Below are 9,779 nucleotides of genomic sequence, written 5' to 3' on the forward strand. Positions count from 1 at the left end.
AAAGCATATTTAAATTCACAACCCTTGTCAGTTTAAAATTAAGTTTTATTTTTGACCCGAGTTCATTAACAAATAATTAACAAACAAAAATTAAAAGACTCTTATTATGAAAAAATTATTTTTATCATTACTATTCGTTTCTAGCTTAGTAATTAATGCGCAAGATGAAGAAAAAGGTACATTTACTTTAAGCGGTACTGTAGACTTATATTACAGTAGTAATCTATCTAAAAACTCTTTAGGCTCTGTTGGTGTTTTAACAGACGTACCAGCAAATGGTTTTGGGTTAGGTATGGCAAACACAATTTTTTCATATGAAAAAGGAAAAGCGGGTGTTGTTGCAGATTTAGCTTACGGGCCAAGAGCCAATGCAGCAAATGCTTACGTTGGTGCAATAAACCAATTGTACGCATATTACAATGCATCAGAAAAGGTAACTTTAACTTTAGGACAGTTTAATACTTGGTATGGTTATGAAGTTATTTCGCCAGCAGGTAACTTTAACTATTCTGTATCTTACTTATTTAATGCAGGTCCTTTTTCTCATACAGGTATTAAATTAGATTATGCTGTATCAGAAGATTTATCTTTAATGTTTGCATTAACAAATCCACATGGTGTTACAGCAGGTGCTAACCCTACAGACGATTACCAATTAGGTTTTCAAGCAGGTTACAAAGGTCAGTACTTTAACTTAGCTTATGGAGCTGATGGCTTTGGCGATACAGATGTATTATACTTAGATTATACAGGTGGTTTTGATTTATCTGATTCTTTTTACTTAGGTATAAATGCTGCTTATGCAAACTCAGATGATGCAGATGCAGGTTACCAAGGTATTGCTTTGTATTTACAAAAAACTTTGTCAGAAGGTTTTTCTCTAGGTTTAAGACCAGAATTCTTTACAACAACTTCTGGTAGTGGAGACTCAAACCAATCTGCTTACACATTTACAGCGAACAAATCTTTAACTTCTAGTTTAAATTTAATAGGAGAATTTAGATATGACACTTCTAACGATGTTACTTTCTTTGGAAGAGATAACGTTTCTGGAGCTACATTAGCAGCAGTATACTCGTTCTAATCAATAAAATGAAATAAAACCTACAAATGAAAATTTGTAGGTTTCTAACTTTTAAAACTATATACACAATGAAAAAAATAGAAGCAATAATCAGAAAATCTAAGTTTAGCGCTGTAAAAGAAGCTTTACACGCGGTGGACGTAAACTTCTTCTCTTATTGGGATGTAACAGGTTTAGGTAACGAAAAAGAAGCACACGTTTACAGAGGTGTTAGTTACAGTACTAGTGATATTCAAAGAAGACATTTAGCTATTGTAGTAAATGACGACTTTGAACAAGTTACTATAGATGCTTTACTTAAAGCCGCTTCAACAGGAGAAGTTGGAGACGGTAAAATATTTGTATCAGACATTACTGAAGCATACCGAATAAGAACAGGAGAAAAAGGAGGAAGTACTTTAAAGAAAATATCTAAATAATAAAAAGACATGGAATTACTTACAACAAACAATGTATGGATGATGATCTGTACAGCACTAGTTTTCTTTATGCATACAGGTTTTGCATTTTTAGAAATTGGTTTAACTAGACAAAAAAATACAATTAACATTCTTTTTAAGAATATCTTTATTATTACAGTTGGTTTACTTTTATACTACATTGGTGGTTTTAACTTAATGTACCCTGGTTTTGCAGAAGGTTCTGCAGGTTTCTTTGACTTTGCTGGCTTTGGTATTGCAGCTCCAGAAAACGGAATGACTCCAGAATATGCAGATGGTGGTTACACTTGGTGGACAGATTTCTTGTTTCAAGGAATGTTTGCCGCAACTGCAGCAACTATTGTATCTGGTGCAGTAGCAGAACGTATGAAAATTGGACCTTTTATGATTTTTACAGTAATCTATGTTGGTTTAATCTACCCAATTGCAGGTTCTTGGAAATGGGGTGGTGGTTTCTTAGACCAAATGGGATTCTATGATTTTGCAGGATCTACTTTAGTACACTCCGTAGGTGGTTGGGCTGCTTTAGTAGCAGTTTGGTTATTAGGTGCTAGAATTGGTAAATTTAAAGATGGTAAGCCTCAGGCAATTCCTGGTCACAATATTCCTTTAGCAACTGCTGGTGTTTTAATACTTTGGTTAGGTTGGTTTGGTTTTAATGGTGGTTCAGTTTTATCTGCAGATCCAGAATTAACTTCTTTAACCTTAGTTACTACATGTTTAGCTGCTGCTGCAGGTGGTGTTGTTGCTGCTTTGGTATCTTTTATAAAATACAAAAATCTAGATTTAACTATGTTTCTTAACGGAATCTTAGGTGGTTTAGTAGGTATTACTGCTGGTGCAGATGTTATGACACCGGAAAGCGCTATTATTATTGGTGCAATTGCAGGTGTATTAATTGTATTTGCTGTTGCTTTTGTAGATGCTATTAAATTAGACGATCCAGTAGGTGCAATTGCAGTGCACTTAATTTGTGGTATTTGGGGTACTTTAGCTGTAGGTATTTTCTCTACAAATCCAGAACATACATTCCTAATTCAATTAACAGGCGTAGGTTGTTACGCAGCTTTCTGTATCGTTTCTTCATTTTTAATCATCTTTACATTAAAGAAAACTGTAGGAATTAGAGTTAGCGAAAAAGAAGAGCTAGAAGGTTTGGATGCCCACGAACATGGTATGGACGCTTATTCAGACTTTCGTTTAAACGAGGACTAAAATCAAAAAAATAGTATTTATTTTACCTGCAAATTTAAAAAATTTGCAGGTTTCTCTGTTTATTATCATTTTCATAATTTAAAAAGCTTTAATTATTATAACTAAATTTTTTCTATTAATTTTTTGTTTTCATCATAAAAATTATATTAAAATTCTTCAATCGTTAATTTTTTCACAATAAAACTTCTAAATTAGCGGATATAATTGAATAGAATATGGAGAAACAAGGACTATACTTACCAGAGTTTGAACATGAAAATTGCGGTGCAGGATTTATCTGTAACTTAAATGGAGAAAAAACAAATCAAATTATACACGATGCCTTAGAAATACTAGTAAAACTAGAACATAGGGGTGGTGTTAGTTCTGATGGTAAAACGGGAGATGGAGCAGGATTATTAATAGATATTCCGCACGAATATTTTACAAGAGTTTGTGCTTTTGAACTGCCAAACCAGAGAGAATATGCTGTTGGTATGGTATTTCTTCCAAAAGTATCTAACCAATACAACTTTTGTAAAACTACTTTTGAGGACGAAGTGAAAAAACAAGGTCTTTCTATTCTAGGATGGAGAGAAGTTCCTGTAGATTCAACTCAGCTTGGTGCAATCGCTTTGGCATCAGAACCAAATATAGAACAACTTTTTATTGCTAAAGATAATGCTATAGATGAACCTACGTTTAAAGCAAAATTATATGCTGCACGTAAAATAGCAGAACACAAAATAGAAAATTCTAAAATATCTGAAAGTAAATATTTTTATGTTTCAAGTTTGTCAATAACAACCATTATCTATAAAGGTATTATTATGCCAGAAGATATTGGTCCTTATTATAAAGATTTACAAGAGATAGATTTGGTTACACGTTTAGCACTTGTACACCAACGTTTCTCTACAAACACAATGCCTACTTGGGAGCTAGCTCAACCGTTTAGACACATGTGTCAGAATGGAGAAATAAACACTTTACGTGGTAATGTAAGTAGAATGCGTGTTAGAGAAGAAATCATGAAAAGTGATGTTTTTGGACCGCAAATAGAAGAGTTATTCCCAATTATACTTCCAGGGAAATCAGATTCTGCATCTATGGATATGGTTGTAGAATTATTAACGCACACAGGTCGTTCATTACCGGAAATTATGATGATGATGATTCCTGAAGCTTGGGAAAAACATGCTACAATGTCTCCAGAACGTAAGGCATTTTACGAATACAATGGTTGTATTATGGAACCTTGGGATGGGCCAGCCTCTGTACCTTTTACAGATGGAGATTACATTGGTGCTTTATTAGACAGAAATGGTTTAAGACCATCTAGATATACAGTAACAAAAAGTGGTAAGCTAATTATGTCCTCAGAAATTGGTGTGGTAGAAGTTGCTCCAGAAGATGTAAAAAAACACGGTAGACTAGAGCCAGGGAAAATGTTCTTGGTAGACATGAATGAAGGTAGGATTATTGAAGATGAAGAAATAAAAAATAAGATTGTTTCAGAAAGACCTTATCAAGAGTGGTTAGATAAAACGCGTTTGCATTTAAAAGATGTACCTTATACTAACGAAACTTGCCCTATTGAAACGATAGATATAAAAACACGTCAGCGTCTTTTTAATTATACTTTCGAAGATATTCAAGAAGTAATTACACCAATGGCTCAAGTTGGTAAAGAAGCTTTAGGCTCTATGGGTATTGATACTCCTCTAGCAGTTTTGTCTGATAGACCTCAGTTAATTTCTAATTACTTTAAACAATTATTTGCACAAGTTACTAATCCGCCTTTAGATGGTATTCGTGAAGAAATTGTAACGGATATTAGTTTAAATTTAGGAAAAGATAGAAATATTTTTAGCATTACTGATAGACAATGTAGAAAGCTAAGAATTCAAAACCCTGTTATTTCTAATGCCGATTTAGAAAAAATTAGAAGTATTGATATCGAAAGTTTTAAGTCTGAAACCATACAAATTTTATACCCAAAAGCACAAGGTTTAAATGGTCTAGAAGATGCTTTAGATAATATTATATTACAAGTAGAAAAAGCTATAGAAAATAAAAGTAACATTATTATTTTATCAGATAGAGGTGTAAACCAAGAATTTGCTCCAATACCTGCTTTATTAGCTTGTTCTTTTGTAAATCATCAATTAAATAGACTAAGAAAACGTTCTTACTTCGATATTATTATTGAATCAGCAGAACCGAGAGAACCACATCATTTTGCTACCTTATTTGGTTATGGCGCAAGCGCGATAAACCCATATATGGTTAATGAAATTATTAGAGCTCAAGTAAAAGAAGGTTTTATTGTTGATATGGATGAGCAACAAGCTGTAGACAATTTCAACAAAGCTATTGGTAAAGGCTTATTAAAAGTAATGAATAAAATAGGAATCTCTACTTTACATTCTTATAGAGGTTCTCAAATTTTCGAAATCGTTGGTTTCAATTCTCAATTCGTAGAAAAATATTTCCCATATACTGCCTCTAGAATAGAAGGTATTGGTTTATACGAAATTGAAAAAGAAATTTCTAACAGATATAAACAGGCATATCCAGATAACCAAATCGATAAAAACTTAGGTTTAAATATTGGTGGAGATTATAGATGGAGAAGAAATGGAGAACGTCATTTATTCAACCCAACTACCGTTTCTAAATTACAGCAAGCAGTTCGTTTAAGTGATCAGGCAAGTTATGATGTCTATGCGAAAACAATAAACGAACAGTCAGAGAACTTAATGACCATTCGTGGTTTATTTCAGTTTGATAATTTAGACCCAATTCCTTTAGAGGAAGTAGAGCCATGGACAGAAATTGTAAAACGTTTTAAAACGGGCGCAATGTCTTATGGATCTATTTCTAGAGAAGCGCATGAAAATTTAGCTATTGCCATGAACAGAATTGGAGGTAAATCTAATTCTGGTGAAGGTGGTGAAGATAGAAAACGTTTTCAGAAAGATATTAATGGAGATAGTAGAAACTCTGCTATTAAGCAAGTAGCATCTGGTAGATTTGGAGTAACGTCTCATTATTTAACCAATGCAAGAGAAATACAAATTAAAATGGCTCAAGGTGCTAAACCTGGTGAAGGTGGACAATTACCTGGCTATAAAGTTTTACCTTGGATTGCAGATGCAAGAAATTCAACGCCTTTTGTAGGTTTAATTTCTCCTCCTCCTCACCACGATATTTATTCAATTGAAGATTTAGCACAATTAATCTACGATTTAAAAAATGCAAATCGTGAAGCTAGAATTAATGTAAAGTTAGTATCTGAAGTTGGTGTAGGAACAATTGCAGCAGGTGTTGCCAAAGCAAAAGCAGATGTAGTATTAATATCTGGTTATGATGGTGGTACAGGAGCTTCTCCCCTAACCTCTTTAAAACATGCAGGTTTACCTTGGGAACTTGGTTTATCTGAAGCACAACAAACACTTGTTCTTAATAACTTAAGGAGTAGAATTGTTGTAGAGTGTGATGGACAATTAAAAACAGGTAGAGATGTTGCTATTGCTGCATTATTAGGTGCAGAAGAATTTGGTTTTGCAACGGCTCCTTTAGTAGCCTCTGGTTGTATTATGATGCGTAAATGTCATTTAAATACATGTCCTGTAGGTATAGCAACTCAAGATAAAGAGTTACGTAAAAACTTTAAAGGTACGCCAGAACACGTAATTAATTTCTTCTACTACATTGCAGAAGAGTTAAGAAAAATAATGGCACAATTAGGGTTTAGAACTTTGGCAGAAATGGTTGGACAAACGCATAAAATTAATGCGAATAAAGCTATCAAACATTACAAAGCAAAAGGTTTAGATTTAAGTAGTATTCTACATAGACCTGCTGCCTACAGTAAAATGCCAGTAAGAAATACAGAAAAACAAGACCATAATATAGAAGAAGTATTAGACTTTACTATTCTTAAAGATTCGCATAGAGCTTTATATAGAAAAGAAAAAATGACTTTAAATTACCCAATCAAAAATACAGACAGAACTGTAGGCGCAATTGTAAGTAATGAGATTTCAAAAATATACGGTCATTTAGGTTTACCAGAAGATACGTTAAATATTAATTTCACAGGTTCTGCAGGACAAAGTTTTGGAGCATTTGGTGCATACGGATTAACATTTATATTAGAAGGAAACACAAACGATTATTTAGGTAAAGGGTTATCTGGAGCAAAATTAATTGTTAAAAAACCAAAAAGTGCAGACTTTTTAGCGGAAAACAATATCATAGTTGGTAACGTTTGTATGTTTGGTGCCGTTAACGGTCAAGCTTTTATAAATGGTATTGCAGGTGAACGTTTTGCAGTAAGAAACTCTGGTGCAACTGCAGTTGTAGAAGGTGTTGGAGATCACTGTTGTGAATACATGACTGGTGGTAAAGTTATTGTTTTAGGAAAAACAGGACGTAATTTTGCTGCAGGTATGAGTGGTGGAATTGCTTACGTATACGATCCAGAAAATAAATTTGTGAACGGTCTTTGTAATACAGAAACTATAGAATTCGAAGAAATCTCTAATTTAGATGCCCTAGATTTAAAAACAACTATAGAAAAACACGTATTATACACAGATAGTAAAAAAGGTACAGATTTATTAGCAGATTGGGACAATAGCTTACAAAACTTTGTAAAAGTTATGCCAACAGAATACAAAAGGGCCTTAGAGCGTTTAGAAACAGAAGAACCAATGGTAGAAGAATTAACAACAGCATAATGTCATGGGAAAAGTAACAGGATTTAAAGAATTTGAAAGACAAGATGAAACGTACACTTCTGTCAAAGATCGTGTAAAGAATTATAAGGAATTTACAGTTCCTCTTTCTGAAAAAGCAATAAAAAAACAAGGGTCTAGATGTATGGACTGTGGTATTCCATTCTGTCATAGTGGTTGTCCATTAGGAAACCTTATTCCAGATTTTAACCACATGGTACACCAAGGTGAATGGCAAAAAGCATCGTGGATTTTACATTCTACGAATAATTTTCCAGAATTTACAGGACGTTTGTGCCCTGCACCTTGTGAGCAAGCCTGTGTTTTGGGTATTATTGAAGACCCAGTTTCTATTGAAAATATAGAAAAAAACATAGTAGAACGTGCATTTAAAGAAGGATGGATTAAACCACAACAACCTAAGGAAAGAACAGGAAAATCAGTAGCCGTAATTGGTTCTGGTCCTGCTGGTTTAGCTGCTGCACAACAATTAAATAGAGCTGGTCACTTAGTAACTGTTTTTGAAAGAGATGACGAGGTTGGAGGTTTATTAAGATACGGTATTCCTAATTTTAAAATGGAAAAAGGAATTATAGACAGACGTGTAGCTATATTAGAAGCAGAAGGTATTGTATTTAAGACCAATGTAAATGTTGGCGTTAATTATGATGTTGCAGACTTAAAAGCATTCGATTCTATAGTTTTATGTGGTGGTGCAACAGAAAGACGTAGCCTTCCAACTCCAGGCATAGATGCTGATGGTGTAGTACAAGCTATGGATTTCTTAACACAACAAACCAAAGCACTTTTTGGTAAAGAAGTAAAAGACCAAATTATGGCTACAGACAAAAATGTAATTGTAATTGGTGGTGGTGATACAGGATCTGATTGTATTGGTACGTCAAATAGACATGGAGCAACTTCTGTGGTAAATTTTGAAATCATGCCAAAACCTCCGGGAGAACGTTCGCCAACTACGCCTTGGCCTTTTTGGCCATTGAAGTTAAAAACTTCATCTTCTCACAAAGAGGGTGCAGATCGTAATTGGTTAATCAATACCAAAGAATTTGTTAAGGACGAAAATAACAAGTTAATAGCACTTAAAACGGTTAATGTGGAGTGGAAAATGGTTCCTGGTCAAAGACCAGAACTAATTGAAGTTCCTGGTACAGAAAAAACTTGGCCATGTGATTTAGCTTTATTAGCTCTAGGTTTTACGGGTCCAGAAAGTACTTTGGCGGACAAATTAGGAATTAAGACAGATGCGCGCTCTAATTACAAGGCAGAATACGGAAAATATCAAACGAATGTAAATAACATTTTTACAGCAGGAGATATGCGTAGAGGACAATCTCTAATTGTATGGGCGATTTCTGAAGGAAGAGAAGCAGCAAGACAAGTAGATTTATTCTTAATGGGTAAATCTGAATTACCTTCTAAAGATGTTACTGGTGACTTAGTAGCTATGTAAAATAATAGTAATATACTTTTATAAGTTTCACTTCAAAAAAAGTGAAGACAAAACAAAAACTCATCTCCTTTTATGTTGATGAGTTTTTTTTGTTAACAATGTGATAACTTCTATTAATGGATAATCCTTACCATTATTTATGTGAAGTATATAAATCTCACCATAAGACTAGGAACAGAAGGCCTTAAACCCCATAAAATAACAAAGCCTACACATTTAGTAAAATATAATTACCTAACCATAAAACCTTTAAAAATAAGCAAATTGTATAAAAAAATAAGACCACACATTATTATACGAGTGAACGGGACAGAAATACAATTTTAAAAGTGCTCAAATAAAGACAAAATATGAGCAAATTGTAAAATCAAAGGGATGACTCTAATCATTTAAGAAAACGTAATCCGCACATACCTAGAAATAATTATTATTCAAAATTCTATTTACCTAATTAACATAAATGAATCTTAAGAAAGATTCACAAATAACCTACCCTAATGAAACATCTAAATTATAATTAATAAATTTCAAGTAAACTTTAACTGTATTCATATTTATATATACAAATGGGCATTAAAATAATTTTAGAATAATCAACTCTACCTAAATTTAACAATATTCATATCAATGTATCCATTTGACGTTATAAGTAATATGAGATACGAAATTAAATGCACTTACGAGATTATAAGTACTTTCAATTAATTTGATTAACAAATTTATAGTATTGTAAAATTTCTACCTTTTTGTAATTTTTATTTAGCTTTGGTGTAAAAAAAAAGTCTCAATTCATAAGAATTGAGACTTTAGTTTAAGAAAGGCGGCGACCTACTCTCCCACATAAA

5 protein-coding genes are annotated in these 9,779 nt (G+C 33.1%); all 5 read left to right on the top strand.

The window, feature by feature from the left end; genetic code table 11:
* The first annotated feature begins 106 nt into the window (after positions 1–106).
* The 5 genes from Q0684_RS12970 (at position 107) to Q0684_RS12990 (ending at position 8,934) form a co-directional block, all read left to right on the top strand.
* On the top strand, positions 107–1,084 hold the full coding sequence (locus tag Q0684_RS12970) for an outer membrane beta-barrel protein (protein WP_299017596.1): 978 nt from the start codon (positions 107–109) through the stop codon (positions 1,082–1,084).
* A gap of 68 nt (positions 1,085–1,152) precedes the next feature.
* On the top strand, positions 1,153–1,503 hold the full coding sequence (locus tag Q0684_RS12975) for a P-II family nitrogen regulator (protein ID WP_299017599.1): 351 nt from the start codon (positions 1,153–1,155) through the stop codon (positions 1,501–1,503).
* 9 nt (positions 1,504–1,512) lie between these two features.
* Positions 1,513–2,739: an ammonium transporter gene (gene amt, locus Q0684_RS12980; RefSeq protein WP_299017602.1), complete on the top strand. Its 1,227-nt coding sequence runs from the start codon at positions 1,513–1,515 to the stop codon at positions 2,737–2,739.
* Between the two features lie 215 nt (positions 2,740–2,954).
* Positions 2,955–7,466, top strand: a complete 4,512-nt coding sequence (gene gltB, locus Q0684_RS12985) for a glutamate synthase large subunit (protein WP_299017604.1) — start codon at positions 2,955–2,957, stop codon at positions 7,464–7,466.
* A 4-nt stretch (positions 7,467–7,470) separates the two neighbouring features.
* The gene (locus Q0684_RS12990; RefSeq protein WP_299017606.1) at positions 7,471–8,934 is read left to right on the top strand and encodes a glutamate synthase subunit beta; all 1,464 of its coding nucleotides are present in this window, start codon (positions 7,471–7,473) and stop codon (positions 8,932–8,934) included.
* Positions 8,935–9,779 lie beyond the last annotated feature (845 nt).

The organism is uncultured Polaribacter sp., assembly GCF_947503875.1.
Lineage (GTDB): Bacteria > Bacteroidota > Bacteroidia > Flavobacteriales > Flavobacteriaceae > Polaribacter.